The sequence below is a fragment of the Mameliella sp. AT18 genome, assembly GCF_028807275.1.
GTDB classification, from domain to species: domain Bacteria; phylum Pseudomonadota; class Alphaproteobacteria; order Rhodobacterales; family Rhodobacteraceae; genus Antarctobacter; species Antarctobacter albus.
Genome location: NZ_JARAMO010000087.1, coordinates 21,865 through 36,252, shown reverse-complemented (window position 1 = coordinate 36,252; position 14,388 = coordinate 21,865). Strand labels below are relative to the sequence as shown.

At 65.7% G+C, this 14,388-nt stretch carries 15 protein-coding genes; 2 read left to right on the top strand and 13 right to left on the bottom strand.

All coding sequences use genetic code 11. The features are described 5' to 3' along the window. Positions 1–45: 45 nt before the first annotated feature. The 7 genes from hpaH to PVW46_RS12375 form a co-directional block, all read right to left on the bottom strand. Entirely contained in the window at positions 46–843 is a 798-nt protein-coding gene (hpaH, locus tag PVW46_RS12405) for a 2-oxo-hept-4-ene-1,7-dioate hydratase (RefSeq protein WP_069209072.1), read from the bottom strand. Beyond that, positions 840–1,703 (bottom strand): fumarylacetoacetate hydrolase family protein, encoded by an 864-nt coding sequence (locus PVW46_RS12400; protein WP_274576062.1) that lies wholly within the window; start codon positions 1,701–1,703, stop codon positions 840–842. The genes hpaH and PVW46_RS12400 overlap by 4 nt, the downstream gene beginning before the upstream one ends. Then, positions 1,703–3,100 (bottom strand): pyridoxal phosphate-dependent decarboxylase family protein, encoded by a 1,398-nt coding sequence (locus PVW46_RS12395; protein ID WP_069209070.1) that lies wholly within the window; start codon positions 3,098–3,100, stop codon positions 1,703–1,705. Before PVW46_RS12395 ends, PVW46_RS12400 begins: the two co-directional genes overlap by 1 nt. Before the next feature lie 144 nt (positions 3,101–3,244). Then, complete coding sequence (hpaD, locus tag PVW46_RS12390; RefSeq protein ID WP_043138067.1) at positions 3,245–4,225, bottom strand: 3,4-dihydroxyphenylacetate 2,3-dioxygenase; 981 nt, start codon at positions 4,223–4,225, stop codon at positions 3,245–3,247. Further along, a complete protein-coding gene (gene hpaD, locus PVW46_RS12385; RefSeq protein ID WP_069209069.1) occupies positions 4,225–5,085 on the bottom strand; it encodes a 3,4-dihydroxyphenylacetate 2,3-dioxygenase in 861 nt (286 codons plus the stop codon). Before hpaD (PVW46_RS12385) ends, hpaD (PVW46_RS12390) begins: the two co-directional genes overlap by 1 nt. A 90-nt stretch (positions 5,086–5,175) precedes the next feature. Beyond that, positions 5,176–6,687 (bottom strand): 5-carboxymethyl-2-hydroxymuconate semialdehyde dehydrogenase, encoded by a 1,512-nt coding sequence (gene hpaE / locus PVW46_RS12380; protein WP_069209068.1) that lies wholly within the window; start codon positions 6,685–6,687, stop codon positions 5,176–5,178. A 9-nt stretch (positions 6,688–6,696) separates the two neighbouring features. After that, entirely contained in the window at positions 6,697–7,086 is a 390-nt protein-coding gene (locus tag PVW46_RS12375; protein ID WP_043138074.1) for a 5-carboxymethyl-2-hydroxymuconate Delta-isomerase, read from the bottom strand. Between the two features lie 65 nt (positions 7,087–7,151). Between PVW46_RS12375 and hpaR the strand changes: the two genes are divergently transcribed. Next, positions 7,152–7,628 (top strand): homoprotocatechuate degradation operon regulator HpaR, encoded by a 477-nt coding sequence (gene hpaR, locus PVW46_RS12370; protein ID WP_069209067.1) that lies wholly within the window; start codon positions 7,152–7,154, stop codon positions 7,626–7,628. Positions 7,629–7,768: 140 nt separating this feature from the next. Further along, complete coding sequence (gene hisD / locus PVW46_RS12365) at positions 7,769–9,079, top strand: histidinol dehydrogenase (RefSeq protein WP_139132284.1); 1,311 nt, start codon at positions 7,769–7,771, stop codon at positions 9,077–9,079. Here the strand turns inward: hisD and PVW46_RS12360 are convergent. From PVW46_RS12360 to PVW46_RS12335, 6 genes are read right to left on the bottom strand one after another with little or no spacing between them, the layout of a single operon-like run. Next, on the bottom strand, positions 9,061–10,407 hold the full coding sequence (locus tag PVW46_RS12360; protein WP_069209065.1) for an amidase: 1,347 nt from the start codon (positions 10,405–10,407) through the stop codon (positions 9,061–9,063). The genes hisD and PVW46_RS12360 overlap by 19 nt on opposite strands. Position 10,408: 1 nt before the next feature. Further along, positions 10,409–11,104 carry an RraA family protein gene (locus PVW46_RS12355; protein WP_069209064.1) on the bottom strand — a complete coding sequence of 232 codons (696 nt, stop codon included), beginning with the start codon at positions 11,102–11,104 and terminating at the stop codon, positions 10,409–10,411. Beyond that, entirely contained in the window at positions 11,097–11,798 is a 702-nt protein-coding gene (locus PVW46_RS12350) for an alpha/beta fold hydrolase (RefSeq protein WP_069209063.1), read from the bottom strand. The genes PVW46_RS12355 and PVW46_RS12350 overlap by 8 nt, the downstream gene beginning before the upstream one ends. Further along, positions 11,795–12,916 (bottom strand): cobalamin-independent methionine synthase II family protein, encoded by a 1,122-nt coding sequence (locus tag PVW46_RS12345; protein ID WP_069209062.1) that lies wholly within the window; start codon positions 12,914–12,916, stop codon positions 11,795–11,797. Before PVW46_RS12345 ends, PVW46_RS12350 begins: the two co-directional genes overlap by 4 nt. Then, on the bottom strand, positions 12,913–13,359 hold the full coding sequence (locus PVW46_RS12340; protein WP_069209061.1) for a hypothetical protein: 447 nt from the start codon (positions 13,357–13,359) through the stop codon (positions 12,913–12,915). The genes PVW46_RS12345 and PVW46_RS12340 overlap by 4 nt, the downstream gene beginning before the upstream one ends. 6 nt (positions 13,360–13,365) lie before the next feature. Further along, complete coding sequence (locus PVW46_RS12335) at positions 13,366–14,331, bottom strand: cupin domain-containing protein (protein ID WP_069209060.1); 966 nt, start codon at positions 14,329–14,331, stop codon at positions 13,366–13,368. Between the last annotated feature and the right edge of the window lie 57 nt (positions 14,332–14,388).

The window sequence follows — 14,388 nt, the reverse complement described above, 5'->3', positions numbered from 1 at the left end:
GCGGCAAAGCCGCAAACAGTCCCGTCCCGCCGGCCCGGCTACACCTCACTCGAAACTGATCGACACCATCCCGAAGTCGCCGAAATCGGCCTCTACCATGCAGCCGGGCGGGCATTCCACGGGCCGGATGAAGGAGCCGGACAGGACCACCTGCCCGGCCTCGATCCCCTGACCATAACCCGCCAGCCGTTCCGCCAGCCAGACGATCCCCATGACCGGATCGTTCAGCACCCCGGCGCCCAGCCCCGTCTCCTCGACCACGCCGTCGCGGGTCACGATGGCCCCGGTCCAGCGCAGGTCCACAAGCCGGGGGTTCACCTTCGTCTCTCCCAGGACGATGCCTGCGTTGGCCGCGTTGTCCGCGATGGTGTCGCAGACGCTGCGCGTCCGGCCCGTCTGCGGATCCATGCGCAATATGCGCGTATCGAGGATTTCCAGCGAGGCGCAGACATGGTCCGAGGCCGCGACCACCTCTTCCCGTGTCACCGCGCCCTGCAACGGCGCCTTCATGACAAAGGCGATCTCCGCCTCCACCCGGGGCTGGATGAACCGCCCCTTGGGCACGACACCGCCGCTCTCGAAGACCATGTCGTCCAGCAAGACGCCGCTGTCCGGCGTGTCGATCCCCAGGGCATCCTGCATCGCGCGCGAGGTCAGGCCGATCTTCCAGCCCACCTGCCGGCGCCCCTCTGCCAGGCGCGCGGTGACATAGGCGGCCTGAATGGCATAGGCCTCGTCCATCGTCATGCCGGGATGCGCCAGCGACAAGAGGCCGATCTGTTCGCCCGAGGCCTCTGCCTGCACCAGGGCTCGCGCCGCGGTGTGGATCTCGTCCTCGGTCACGCTTCGTCCTCCACCCCGTTGCGCAACACGCCGATGCCCTCGGCCTCGACCTCGATCACGTCGCCCGGCTTCAGCCAGACCGGCGGGTCCAGCCGCGCACCTGCCCCGGTGGGCGTGCCGCAGACCAGCACATCGCCCGGCACCAGGGTGCAGAAGGTCGAGACGTAATTGATGATGTAGCGGAAATCATAGATCATCCGCGAGGTCCGGTCCTGCTGCCGAACCTCGCCGTTCACGCGGCACTCCAGCGCGATGTCGTCCAGCTGCGCCGCATTGGTGAAGGGCACCAGCCAGGGGCCGATCGCGCCCGAGCGGTCCCAGTTCTTGCCCTGCGTGACGTTGAACTTGGCGTGGCGCACCCAGTCCCGGATCGTCCCCTCGTTGCACAGCGTCAACGCGGCGACATGGTCATAAGCCTCATCGCGCGGAATCCGCCGCCCACCCTTGCCGATGACCAGAACGATCTCGCCTTCGTAGTCCAGCTGTTCGCTCTCGGGCGGCCGCACCAGGTTGGCCCCATGTCCCACGAAGGACCCCGGAAAACGGATAAACAAGGAGGGCTTCGATGGCGCCGCCTGGCCGTCCTTGTACTCGGCATTGCGGTCCGGGTAGTTGACGCCGACGCAGATGATCTTGTCCGGCGCCGGGATCGGCGGCTCCAGCATCACCGCCTCCAGCGGCAGATCCGCCGCGCGTCCTGCCGCCTGCATGAAGATCTCCTTCAGCGCGTCCGCCGCGATCACCTCGCGCAGGGTCGGGTATTGCGGGTTGGCCGAGGACAGGTCGATCACCCCCTCCTCCGTGTGCAAGCCGTAGCCCGGTTTGCCCGCGTGGCTGTAACTCACGAAATGCGGTGTCATCATGATCTGTCCCCTGCCAGTTCCCGAATGACCGTGCCGGCCATCATCACGTCGTCCCGGGTGCAGTCGAACTGCCCCACCTGAAAGCGGATCACCTTGCGGCCCGCGTGCATGCCTTGCGTGACATAGATCCGCCCGTCGGCATTGATCGCATCCACCAGCGCCTGCTGGGCGGCATCATCGCCCGGCCCCCGGAAGGTGAACAGCGACAGAATCGGCTCGGTCACGATCTCGAACCCGTCCCGCCGCAGGTCCTCGCAAAGCGCCCCGGCCCAGGCCACATGGTTGCGGAGGCGCGCCCGCAGTCCCTCCAGCCCGTAGTACCGGATCAGGAACCACAGCTTGAGGGCCCGGAACCGCCGGCCCAGGGGGATTGTCCACTCCGAGTAGTTGACCACCTCCGCATGGGAGGTCTTGAGGTACTCGGGCTCGATCTTGAGCGTGTCGATCTGCTGTTTCGGATCGCACAGGAACTGCACCGAACAATCGAACTGCGCGCCCAGCCACTTGTGCGGGTTGAAGACGATGCTGTCACAGCCCTCCACAGCTTCCCAGAACTGCGCCCGGAACTCCGGGCAGATCATCGCCGACCCGGCCCAGGCCGCATCCAGATGCAGGTACAGCCCCTCGTCTCGCGCGATCTCCACCAGTTCCGGCAGATGATCCCAGGCCCCCACGCCGGTGGCCCCGGTCACGGCAATGATCCCGGCGGGCACATGGCCGGCAGCCCTGTCCTCGGCGATGCGCGCGCGCAGAGCCTCGGCATCCACGGCGAACTCCGGCGCGTCCCGTGTCGGCAGCTTGACCAGGTTCTCCTGCCCGATCCCCGCCACCCAGCAAGCCCGGTCGATCGAACTGTGCACCTGGTCCGAACAATAGATCCGCAACTGCCCCTTGCCCGACAGCCCCTCGCGGTTGCCGGTCCAGCCGGTCGCCCTCTCGCGCATGGTCAGCACAGCCGACAGGGTCGCCGACGAGGCGGAATCCTGGATCACGCCGGAAAACCCCTCGGGCAGTCCCAGCGCCTGGCGCAGCCAATCGATCATCACCCCTTCCATCTCGGTCGCCACCGGAGAGGTCTGCCAAAGCATGCATTGCGGGGCGAGCACGCTCACCAGCATCTCGGCCAGCATGGACACCGGCGCCGCATTGGCCGGGAAATAGGCAAAGAACCGCGGGTGCTGCCAGTGGGTCAGCCCTTCGGGCACGATGCGCTCGAAATCCTCCCAGATCGCGCCCATCTCCTCGCCCGCCTCGGGCGGGACAGGCGCCAGCCGGTCGGCAAAACTCCCGGGCGCCACGGCCGGCCGCACCGGCCGCTCCCGCACCCCCTTGTGATACTCGGCGCCGAATTCCGCCGCCTTCGCCCCCCAGGCCGCAAACTCATCCCAGTCCATCACTCTCTCCACTCATCCTCGACCCGTGTTTCTTTGGGCAAAAAATACCTCCGGGGACGCCCGCAGGGCGGGGGCAGAGCCCCCAACGGCGCGCGCCAGCGCGCTTGAGCTGCCGCGCCGCAGGCGCGTCCGCCAGGCAACGGCTCAAGGCGCCACGATCGGCGTCGCCTTCAGCACAGCCTCGACCGGCTCCACGCCTTCGAAAACCGATCCTTCCTCGAACCAACTCCTGGGTGCCGGTGCCCCCCAAAGGGTCTGGCGCTGCGGGTCCTTCAGGTCCCAGCGGATCGGCTCCAGGTCCGGATCGACGGTCTGGTAATCGGAACAATAGATCTCGATCCGGTGCCCGTCCGGGTCACGGATATACAGGAAGAAGGCATTGGAAATCCCGTGCCGCCCCGGCCCGCGTTCGATATTGTCGAGATAGCCAGTGGTCGACATCAGGTCCAGCAGGTCGATGATGTTCAAAGGCGTCGGCACCCAGAAGGCGGTGTGATGCAGGCGCGGCCCGGTGCCATTGGTAAAGGCCACGTCATGCACGCCCCCCTTGCGGTGCATCCAGGCCGCCCAGAGCTTCTTGCTGACGTCGTCCTCGGTATATTCCGTCACCCGGAATCCCAGCCGCCCGTAGAAAGCCACCGCCTTGTCCACGTCCGGCGCGAAACAGTTGAAATGGTCGATCCTGAGCGGCTTGACCCCATTGTAAAGCCGGTACTGCTGGTGGATCGGCGGCAGCCGGTCCATGCGGAAGTAGAATTCCATCGGCGCACCGAAACAGTCATGCGTGCGCAGCGTCCGCCCCTGGTGCGACCGTTCCACCCATGCCACCGAATGCCCCTCGGAGACAAACCAGTCATGGGCGCGGTCCAGGTCCTCTTCCGAATAGACCTTGTAGGACAGGTACCGCACCGAGGCCTCGTCCGCCTTGCGCAGCACCATGCAATGATGGCCGCGCTCCTCCATCGCGCGCAGGCACAGGGTCTCCGGCGTCTCCTCCGTCACTTGCAGGCCCAGCGTGTCGACGTAGAACGCCCGGCTGGCGGCAAGATCCGTCACGCCGTATTCGACATGGCTCAGCCGTACGATGTTGAACGGCGGGTAGAGGTTCGGTTCGGGGATCGGCATCACGCGCCCTCCAGGTCAAAGACAACATTGGCCTGCCCCGTTCCGGAGCTGGGAAAATATTCGCCGATCAGCTCGCCGCGACCGCGATAGGCATCCCAGCCCAGCGCCGCCATCAGCATCACGGTGTCGTGCATGTTGCCCTCGCCGTCGCAGTGTTCGGCGTAGTCGGGCAGGATTTTCAGAAAGGTCTCGATGTCGCCGCGCTTCCACATGTCCAGCACCATCAGGTCCACCTGCCGGTTGAACTCTTTCGAGATGGTGAAGGTGCCATTGTTCTCGGCATAGATCTCGGTCGGCCAGATGTGATGCGAGAGCGAGCCGGAGGCGATCAGCGCCACCTTTGAATCGCTCGCCTCGATGGCCTTGCGGATGCCCACCCCCACCTTTCGAGAGCTCTCGTGCGAATGCACCTGGCACATGGCGGAGACCGAGACCACCTTCAGCGCGCGGTCCGCATTCATGAACCGCATCGGCACCAGCGTGCCATATTCCAGGTCGAGGCTCTCGACCTGGTGGCTCAGCGTATGCGTCCCCTCCGCCGTCGCGTAGTCCGCGATCAGGTCGCCAAGGGCCGGGTTGCCATCATATTCATAGTCCATGTCGCGGATGAACTGCGGGAACTCGTGGCTGGCGTAACAGCCCTTGAAATGCGGCAGCGCGTTGACGTGATAGCCCGCGTTCACCATCCAGTGCGTATCCAGCACCACGAAGGTGTCCGCCCCGGCCTCGCGGGCGCGGCGGCCGATCTCGCGGTGCCCGTCGATGGCCTGCTGGCGGCAGCCTTTCAGCGCGCCTTCCTGCTCGGACATCAACATGGTCGGCACGTGGGTCGCCTTTGCGGCCAGTACCAGCTCTCCCATCTCTTCCTCCTCCGGCCGCGCGCGCTCTGGCCCGCGCAGGCCCCATGCTTCTTCTTGGTCGAAATACCCCAGACAGCCCGAAGGACCGCCTCAGCCCCCCAGTTTCGGGATCTTGTGCGCCTCGGTCGCAAAGCTGACGTTGACCGTCTCCATGTAGAAATCAAAGGACCAGTCGCCGCCATCGCGGCCGATGCCGGATGCCTTGACCCCACCGAAGGGCGTCGGCAGGTGGCGGATGTTCTCCGAGTTTACCCACATCATGCCCGCTTCCAGCCGCTGCGTCATCCGCAGCGCGCGCGACAGGTCCGAGGTCCAGAGGTATGCCGTCAGGCCATACTCCGTGTCATTGGCGATCTGCATCGCCTCTGCCTCGTCCTTGAAAGGGATCGCGGTCAGGACCGGGCCGAAAATCTCCTCGCGCGCCACCGCCATGTCGTTGTTGACATTGGTGAACAGGGTCGGCGCGACGTAACAGCCTTCATCCCCCACCTTGACGCCACCGGCGGCAACCGTGGCCCCGTCCTCGCGGGCCTTGTCGAAATAGCCCAGCACCTTCTTCTCGTGCACCGGATGGATCAGCGGGCCGACCACGGTTTCGGGGTCCAGCGGGTGGCCCACCTTTATCTTCGAGGCGCGCTCGGCCACTCGGGCGCAGACCTCGTCATAGATCGTGTCCTGCACCAGCAGGCGCGAGGACGAGGTGCAGCGTTCGCCGTTCAGCGAGTAGATCATGAAGACCGCCGCATCCACGGCGCGTTCGATATCGGCGTCATCGAAGACGATCACCGGGTTCTTGCCGCCCAGTTCGAAATGCACACGCTTCAACGTCTCCGAGCCCTGCCGCATGATCATCGAGCCGGTCCGGCTTTCGCCGACAAAGGCAATCGCCTTGATGCCGGGGTGTTCGGTCAGCGCCCTGCCCGCATCCTCGCCCATGCCGTTCACCACGTTCAGCACGCCCGGCGGCAGCCCCGCCTCCTCGGCGATCTCGACCAGCAGTTTCGCCGACATGGGCGAAAACTCGGCCGGTTTCTGAACCACGGTACAGCCCGCCGCCAGCGCCGGGGCGATCTTCCAGGTGGACAGCATGAAGGGCGTGTTCCACGGTGTGATCACACCCACCGGGCCGATCGGCCGGCGAGAGGTGACGTTCATCTGGCCCGGCGCATAAAGCGTCTGCCCGTCGCGGGCCTCGGGCGCCTTGTCGGCGAAAAAGCGAAAGTTCTCGGCCCCGCGGATCGCGGCTTTGGACATGAAGCGGATCGCCTGTCCGGTGTCCAAACTCTCGACCAGGGCGATTTCCTCGGCGCGGGAGACGATGCCGTCGGCAACATTGTGCAGGATCTCACGCCGGGCCTTGCCCGGCATGTCGCGCCATTCATCAAAGGCCGCGGTCGCGGCGCGCACCGCGGAATCCACGTCTTCCGCCCCACCTTTGGCGACCGGTGCCAGCGTGCCACCGTCGACAGGAGAAATCGTTTCGAAAGTCGCGCCGGAGGCAGCCATGCGCTGTTCGCCCCCGATATGGTTCAGAACACCCTCGCGCTTGAACCGCGACAGCGCCGCTTCGGCCTTGGCCAGGTTTTGGGTCAGGTCACTCATGACGTCCTCTCAGCTTTCCGCCTTCAGGCGGGCGTGTATGGGATTGGCTTTCCAGCTCAGATCCGGGTCGATCTCGCGGATTTCCAGCGACAAGGCGAAATGCGGACTGTCCAGCAAGTCCGCCAGCGTATCTCGGGCGACGGCAAAGACAGCCTCCCCGGCCTCTGCCAGGACCGGCTTGCTGCGCCCGGCACCAACCGACAGCTCCATCGCCAGGAAATGATTGTCCGGGTGGCGGTCCGCCACGGACGCCGCGTCGCAACGATGCGCCCGCACCCGGATCCCCGCCAGCGGAAAGACGCCTGCGGCCGACATCGCCGCGTGCAGGACATCACAGAGCGCCTGTATGTTGGCCAGCGCCTCAAGACCCGGCGAATATTCAAGCTTCAGATGCGGCATGCTGCGACTCCCCCTTTGACACTTAACATGTTAAATAATAATCTGCCTGTCAACAGGAGACTTCGATGACCCGATCCAGAGACGATTTTCCGCTGTCAGCAACGCAACGCACGTTGCCCATCGCGCTCTTGCGGGCCCGCGAGGCGGTGATGGAGAGATTCCGCCCAATGCTGCGCGACATCGACGTGACAGAGCAGCAATGGCGCGTGCTGCGCGTCGTGCAGGAAGCCGAGGAGATCGACGCCACACAACTGGCCCGCGCCGCCTGTGTCCTGGCACCATCGCTGACGCGCATCCTGAAATCGCTGGAGTCACGCGGCCTGATCACCCAGGGGCGGGACAAGAACGACAGGCGCCGAACACTGGTCCGCCTGACCGAAGCGGGCGACGCACTGCTGCACGAGGCCGGGCTGGTCAGCGCCAAGATCTACGCAGAGATCGAGGCAAAGCTGAGCGCGGAACGGATTGCAGACCTGCTCGATGCGCTGGAGCGCATGACCGACGACCTGACAAAGCAGGACGACGCCGGGAACGGCGACTGACCCCCTCACCGCCCGCTCAAGCCCCACCACCCTGCGCCGAACCGACAGCGCAGGTCAGGACAGCGCCGGGCAGAAACGAATACGTTTGCAAAAATTAGCGACACCCTTAAAATGCGCCCGCATAGACCATGCTCCTGAACATGAAAGGACAGACTGTGCCCACCTCGCAACCTCCGGTCGATGGCGTCACCTGGCTCCGCGCGCCGAGGCTTTCATCCGAAAGCGGAACATCGGACATTCAAAACACTGTTTCCGACGTATTATCAGACGTTAAGGCGCGCGGCGACGCCGCTGTCGCCGACTTCGCCGCCCGGTTCGACAAGAGTGAACTGACCGCCTTCGAAGTCACCGAGGCAGAGCGGGAAGAGGCGCTGAAGACCCTCGATTCGCAGACCCGCGCGGATACGGAATTTGCGATTGCAAACGTAACCAAATTTGCCGAGGCACAGCTTGCCACGATGCTGCCGCTCGAGGTCGAGATCCGCGAAGGCGTACACCTGGGCCACCGGATCATTCCGCTGGAACGGGTGGGGTGTTACGTGCCCGGCGGGCGCTACCCGCTGCTTTCGGCGCCGGTGATGACCATCGTCCCGGCCAAGGTGGCCGGCGTGGACGAGATCATCGCCTGCCTGCCGCCCAACGCCCATCCCGCCATGATCGCAGGATGCCACCTGTCCGGAGCGGACCGGATCTTTCGCATCGGCGGCGCGCAGGCGATCGCGGCGATGGCGTATGGCACCGAGACGGTCCCGGCGGTGAACAAGATCGTCGGCCCCGGGAATGCCTTCGTCAACGAAGCCAAGCGCCAGGTCTTTGGCCCCATCGGCATCGACCAGCTGGCCGGCCCGTCCGAGATCTACACGCTGGCCGACAGCACCGGCGACGCGGCGATGATCGCCACCGATCTGCTGGCGCAGGCCGAACATGACGTGCGCACGCGCGTCGGCCTGATCACCACCGATGCGGCTCTGGCCGAGAGGGTCGAGGCCGAAGTGGCCCGACAGATGGAAGAGCTGGCAACCGCAGACACCGCCCGGCAGGCCTGGGACGACTATGGCGAGATCGCGGTCTGCGCGGACGAGGCCGCGATGATCGCCTATTCGGATTACATCGCCGCCGAGCACCTGCAGGTCCATACCGCCGATCCAAAGGCGTTTGCCCTGAAACTGCGCAACTACGGCTCTCTTTTCATTGGCGAAATGGCCAGCGTGGTCTATTCGGACAAATGCTGCGGCACCAACCACACGCTGCCGACGATGGCCGCAGGGCGCTACACCGGCGGGCTATGGGTGGGCGCCTATGTCAAGGTGGCGACGCATCAGTGGATGGAGCCCGAGGGCGTCCGCCAGGTGGCCCCGCCCGCCGTCCGCCAGAGCGCAAGCGAGGGCCTGGACGGCCACCGCCGCGCCGCGCAGCTGCGGCTTGACCGACTTCAGGCCAGCGGCGGCTGAAGAACAGAGTGATCGGTCGCCGCCTCGAAGGCGGCGCCGATCCGCAGGATGGTGGCCTCGCCGCCTTTCGGCCCGACGATCTGCAGGCCCAGCGGCAAGCCATCTGCAAAGCCCATCGGCACCGACAGCGCCGGATGGCCGGTCATGTTGAAAGGGATCGTGCGCATCGCCGTCCAGACGGCTTGGCCCGCCGCGAAGGCGGAAAAGGGCGGCGCGGGGGCCAGCGTGGTGGGCAGGATCAGCGCGGCGTGTTGTGCGAAGACGGCATCCAGCGCCTCGGTCAGCGGCGCCACACTGGCGCGCGCCTTGGCAAGCCTCTCCGGGGGCACCAGTTTGCCGCCGCACAGGCTGGCGCGGGCCATGTCGCCGATGGCCTCGGGGTTGGCCTCGACCGTCGCACCATGCGCCTCCCAGCCTTCGGCAAGCAGGATATCCGACCCCGCCGACTCGACAGGGGCATAATCCGGCAAAACAACCGGAGTGATCCTTGCGCCGCAAAGGCTGAGCACCGAGGCCGCGTCATCAAGAAGCGGCAGCAACGCAGGATGCGCCGCATCGTCGATGGCCCAGCCACGGCCATAGGCCAGCGACAGCCCGTCGATGCCCCCTGCCTGCCAGTCGCCGCCGGTCAGCGCCGCGAAGGCCAGCGCAGCGTCGCCGACGCAGCGCGCAAGCGGACCGACACAGTCGAGCGAGGGGGAGAGCGGCATCACCCCCTCGCGCGAAACCGCGTCATAGGTGGGTTTCAACCCGACCACACCGCAATAGGCCGACGGGCTGCGCACCGATCCGCCGGTGTCCGTCCCCAGCGCGATACGCACCAGTCCCGCCGCCACAGCCGCCGCAGAGCCTGACGACGAGCCACCGGTGATGTGGTCCCTGCTCCAGGGGTTGACCGGCGGGCGGCCCAAGGCGGAGCCATCCGGGCCGACGGTCGCCATTTCATAGGTGCCCACGACCCCCAGTGGCACCGCGCCCGCCGCCAATAGGGCCGCGACCGCCGGGGCGGTTTCGGTGGCGATCCGACCCGCCTGCGCCCGCGATCCCCATCGGATCGGCCAGCCCGCTACGTCGATGATATCCTTGACCGCAAAAGGAATGCCATGCAGCGGCCCCCGGTCCCTGCCCTCGGCCAGATCCCTGTCCGCCAGTTCTGCCGCCGCCAGCGCCTCGCCCCCGGCCACATGCACAAAGGCGCCGATCGCGCCGTCGCGCGCGGCGATGCGGTCCAGATGCGCACGGGTCAGCGCCACCGAGGTCAGGCCACCATTGCGCAGTGCGGCGCCGGCCTCGGCAATGCTCAGGTCACAGGGGTTCGACGCAGGCACGTCAGGTCCGCGCCTTCTCGAAGGCGGCCCAGGCCGCCTTGAACTTGGCGAAATCGAACCCCTCTTCGCGCGCGGGGCCAAGAACAAGATGTTCCGTATTCTGCATCTTTTGAATCGCCGCGCCGATCCGGGTGACGATATCCGCGGGGATCACCAGCGCGCCGTGCCGGTCCGCATGGACCAGATCGCCGGGGTTGACCGTCAGGCCGAAAATCTGGACCGGGGTATCCAGTTCGGTCACATGCACGAATCCGTGGCTTGGCCCGACAGAGCCCGCCACCACCGGGAAACCCGGCGCCAGGTCGCCCAGGTCGCGCATCACGCCATTGGTCAGCGCCCCGGACATGCCAAAGCCCTTGTGAACCGTCGTGTTGACCTCGCCCCAATAGGCCCCGATGCAGTTCGGGAAATCCACGTCCTCGACCACCGCGACAGAGGGCTTCGGTCCCTCGGCCATCGCCTTGTAATAGGCCATCCGGCGCGCGCGGATCACGTCCGCCGGTTCCTCTGGCGGGGCGAGGGCGGAAATTTTTGCGGTCACCGCGTAGCCCACCATCGCGCCGCCCTCTGGGTCCGAGCACAGCATCGTGCCACGCGTGAACCCGTTGAAGCCGCGTTTGCCCTGGGCCACCTCGATGGCGTTGCAGACGGTGGGGGTGTCGACGCTGCGCAGAAGCGCCAGAAGGGTGTCATCCATCACATTTCTCCAGCCAGGCCGCCAGGGCGGCATTGGTTTCATCGGGTCTTTCCAGGGTGGGCAGGTGCCCGGCATTCTCGATCACGTGCAGGGTGCTGCCGGGGATCAGTTCCTGCATCAACTCGTGCCGCGCCACGGGGCACAGCGCATCGTCGCGTCCACAAAGCACCAGAGCCGGGCCAATGTAGGCGCGCAGCACCTCCTGCTGGTCCGGACGATCCGCCAAGGCCCGCGACTGGTTGAGAAAGACCTCGGGCCCAAGTGACAGCGCCATCTCCATGCAGAGATCGAGGATCTCGGGCCGGCGTGGGCCTTCGGTCAGGTAATTCGGTTTCATCTCGTCGCGCATTACAGCGTCCAGGTGCCCGGCCCGCACCTTGTCCATCTGCGGAACGCGACGGGCGCGCACCTCGTCCAGCTCCGCCTTGGGATTGGTGTCGAGCAGAGCAAGGCCCGCCACCCGGTCGTTCGCTTGGCGCAGCACCTCCATCGCGACGATGCCGCCCATGCTGAGTCCCGCCAGCGCAAAGCGCGGCGGCGCATGGGTCAGCACCTCTGCCGCCAGTGCCTGCATCGTGTCATGCGCGCCGATCGGCGCACAATGAACCGCTCGGTTGCCGGACAACGCGGCGATCTGCGGCGCAAAGAGCCGTGCATCACACATCATGCCCGGCAGCAAGACAAGCGGGGTCATGAGACGCGCTTTGCCCCCTCGGCCAGCGCCGAGAGCTTGGCATAGGCGATGTCGGGATCCACCGCGCCGAAGCCAGCGAAGGTGCCAAAGCCGCAATCGGACCCGGCGATCACACGGTCGGCGCCGACGATATCGACAAATCGCTGGATGCGCTGCGCCACCAGGTCGGGGTGCTCGACGAAGTTGGTGGTTGTATCCACCACCCCGGGCACAAGAACCTTGCCTTCGGGAATGTCGCCCTTGCGGTCGCGGAACACGGTCCATTCATGGCCGTGGCGTGGGTTCGAGGTCTCGAACAGGACGTATCGCGCCTTGGCCGACATCAGCGTGTCAAACATCTGCGCCATCGGAATGTCGCAGACATGCGGCCCCTCGTAGTTGCCCCAGCAGATATGGATGCGCACCTTCTCCTCGGGCACATCGGCCAGCGCGTGGTTCAGCGCCTCGACATGGGCGGCAGCCACCTTGACGAATTCCGCATCGCTGAGATCGGTGAACAGCATGTGCCGCGACAGGGCCAGGTCCGGGCAATCCAGTTGCAGGTCGAGGCCCGAGGCCACGATCGTTTCGTATTCCGCCTTCATCGCATCGGCGAGCGCGGCAAGGTAGGCCTCGCGCGACTTGTAGTAGTCGTTCTGCAGGAACAAGGAGATCACCCCGGGCGAGGCCGCGTTCATGAACCCCCGCTCGCCCCCATGCGCAGCCATCGCGGCCTGAAGGTTGGCGATATCCTTTTCCAGTTCGCCCTGGCCTTTCGATTTCACCTCTCCGACGCACATCGGGCGGGCGTATTGCGGTGTGCCGCCGTCGTCGGCGATGCGCTTGAGGAATGAGGGAAACAGATTCAGGTCGGCGGGCGCGTTGCGCGGGCTGTCGCCGTCAAAGCCGGTGTAGCGGTCCTTGACGTAGGTCGCGTAGCTGATCTTCGAGGTCTCGCCGTCCGAGACGATGTCGATCCCGGCCTCGGCCTGCTTGCGCACGGTCTCCAGCACCGCCTCGGTCATGGCGGCATCGAAGGCCCCGGCGTCGTAGTCCTGCCCGTTTTCCCTGGCAAAGATGTAGTCCACGACCTTTTGAGTGCGCGGCAGTGACCCGACATGCGTGGTAAGAATGCTCATGGTTTCGGTTCCTTGTTCAAAGGCACGGCTTGCAGCACCGGCCAGCTTTCCCAGGTCATGCCACCGTCGACGCGCACGCGCTGCGGCAGACCGTCGGCACCCAGCCAGACCCAACCCCGGCGCAGGACGCCGTACATGTCCATGTCCTCGCGCCGCGGCGCCCGATCGAGCGAGACGGACCAGGCAGCCCGCCGGTAGGTATCGATCTGGGCATAGGTGCCCGGCGGTCCGATCCCCTCACCCGGTTCGAAGGTGAAAGTGATCCTTGCCTGCTCTCCGCCCTTGCGCATCTTTTCCGGGTCGCGCAGATCACGCCAGAGAAGCCCGCCGCTGACCAGGGCGATGGCCAGCCCGAGAAGCGCATCCAGGACACGACCGGACAGAATGTCCGACACCGCCCAGGACAGCCCCACAAACAGAACAAAGGCAAAGACCACCCGCATCGACGGTCAGCCCTGCCAGGTCTGGCCCGCAGGATCGTCGGTGGCGATCACATGGTACATCGCGGCCTCTCCGGTCATCGAGGGCACCGCCGAATGGGCCAGGTTTTCCGGTACGCTCATGGTGTCACCGGGTGCCAGGATCGCGCTGCCGCCCTCCCAGTCGACCCGCCAGTGCCCCTTGACCGGCATCAGGACGGAAGGCTTGTCATGGGCGTGTTTTTCCTCTGTCGCGTTGGCGCGGGTCAGGAAATCGACCTCGAACCCCGGCTTGTCGCGGATGATGCCGGTTTCGCCGATGACCTTGACCGCACCGTCATTGGCCAGCGCCACCATGTCGAGATAACGTCGGACGTAGCCGCCGATCACATCAGACGTCGTCGGACAATCGACCTTGGCCAGTTCTTCCTTGGTCAGCAGCGGCATGGGGTTCACGCCCTCGGGCAGGCTCTCGCCCTTCTTGCTGTCGTACAGCTTGCCATTCTCGCCCAGGATCAGCCCGTGATCCTTGGCGTCCTCGATCACATGCGGCGCCCAGATCACGCCGCCACCGGCATCGTCGCCGCCGAGGATCGCCATGATCATCCCGTAGTCGGTGCCGATGTTCTCGAACCCGCGGAAGATGTTGGTGGGGATGTTGAAGATGTCCCCTTCTTCGAGGATCACCTCGCCCGCGTCGCCCTTTTCGCCCCAGAAGAAACGCCAGCGCCCGGAAAGGATGAAGAATACCTCGGCCGTGCGGTGGTTGTGCATCGAGTTGCGGCACTTCGGCGGCTGCCCCGCCGCACCGATGTTGAACCCGTGCGGAATGGTGATGTGGACGTGCTGATCCGGCGACTCGGACACGCCGCCGCCGATGATGGTAAAGTTCTCCTTCTGGTCCGAGCCCGGTGTATGGGCGTCGATGAAGGCGGTCTTGCAGGGCTGCAACTCGCCGTAGCGGACGATGCGGGCGTTCATGTCTTGCGGTGTCATGTGGGTCTTTCTCTGGTTGCCACGCGCTGTCCGGCGCGGCGGGTTGAACAAATCTAG

Bases quoted from the DNA above. Each gene is read 5' to 3' on its own strand.
- hpaR (WP_069209067.1), top strand. From the start codon at position 7,152: ATGACCCGATCCAGAGACGATTTTCCGCTGTCAGCAACGCAACGCACG.
- PVW46_RS12335 (WP_069209060.1), bottom strand. From the start codon at position 14,331: ATGACACCGCAAGACATGAACGCCCGCATCGTCCGCTACGGCGAGTTG.
- hpaD (WP_043138067.1), bottom strand. From the start codon at position 4,225: ATGCCGATCCCCGAACCGAACCTCTACCCGCCGTTCAACATCGTACGG.
- hpaE (WP_069209068.1), bottom strand. From the start codon at position 6,687: ATGAGTGACCTGACCCAAAACCTGGCCAAGGCCGAAGCGGCGCTGTCG.
- PVW46_RS12395 (WP_069209070.1), bottom strand. From the start codon at position 3,100: ATGGACTGGGATGAGTTTGCGGCCTGGGGGGCGAAGGCGGCGGAATTC.
- PVW46_RS12345 (WP_069209062.1), bottom strand. From the start codon at position 12,916: ATGAGCATTCTTACCACGCATGTCGGGTCACTGCCGCGCACTCAAAAG.
- PVW46_RS12375 (WP_043138074.1), bottom strand. From the start codon at position 7,086: ATGCCGCATCTGAAGCTTGAATATTCGCCGGGTCTTGAGGCGCTGGCC.
- PVW46_RS12400 (WP_274576062.1), bottom strand. From the start codon at position 1,703: ATGACACCGCATTTCGTGAGTTACAGCCACGCGGGCAAACCGGGCTAC.
- PVW46_RS12350 (WP_069209063.1), bottom strand. From the start codon at position 11,798: ATGACCCCGCTTGTCTTGCTGCCGGGCATGATGTGTGATGCACGGCTC.
- hpaD (WP_069209069.1), bottom strand. From the start codon at position 5,085: ATGGGAGAGCTGGTACTGGCCGCAAAGGCGACCCACGTGCCGACCATG.
- PVW46_RS12355 (WP_069209064.1), bottom strand. From the start codon at position 11,104: ATGGATGACACCCTTCTGGCGCTTCTGCGCAGCGTCGACACCCCCACC.
- hisD (WP_139132284.1), top strand. From the start codon at position 7,769: ATGAAAGGACAGACTGTGCCCACCTCGCAACCTCCGGTCGATGGCGTC.
- PVW46_RS12340 (WP_069209061.1), bottom strand. From the start codon at position 13,359: ATGCGGGTGGTCTTTGCCTTTGTTCTGTTTGTGGGGCTGTCCTGGGCG.